Annotated in this window: 1 pseudogene; it reads left to right on the top strand. The window is 33.7% G+C overall.

What is annotated here, in order from left to right:
* Positions 1–118, top strand: a pseudogene (locus BN338_RS13465) (DUF7146 domain-containing protein); the annotation flags it as partial.
* Positions 119–267: the final 149 nt, after the last annotated feature.

The following is a 267-nucleotide window of genomic DNA, read 5'->3' as shown; positions in this document are numbered from 1 at the left end:
AGCTGATTTTACCCTTGCTGCACATGCTTATAGCCAAGGCTTTGAGGTCTTTATGATGCAAGCCCCCTACGGTCTAGATTTCAATGATGTTTTGATACTGAAAGGTATAAATAAATGAAAGAGAATAAAAACAATATTGTAGATACCAACAATCAAAATGTTTCATTCAATGATAACGATAATAGCTCTTTAAATGATAACACTTGTTTAGAAGCCATTTCTTATAAGGAAGCATTGCAACAAAATGGTTGGGGGGAATTAAAACCA

The sequence above is a fragment of the Bartonella queenslandensis AUST/NH15 genome, from assembly GCF_000312585.1.
GTDB classification, from domain to species: Bacteria; Pseudomonadota; Alphaproteobacteria; order Rhizobiales; family Rhizobiaceae; genus Bartonella; species Bartonella queenslandensis_A.
The sequence above is the reverse complement of the archived record's forward strand: the minus strand, read 5'-3'. Positions and strand labels throughout refer to the sequence as shown.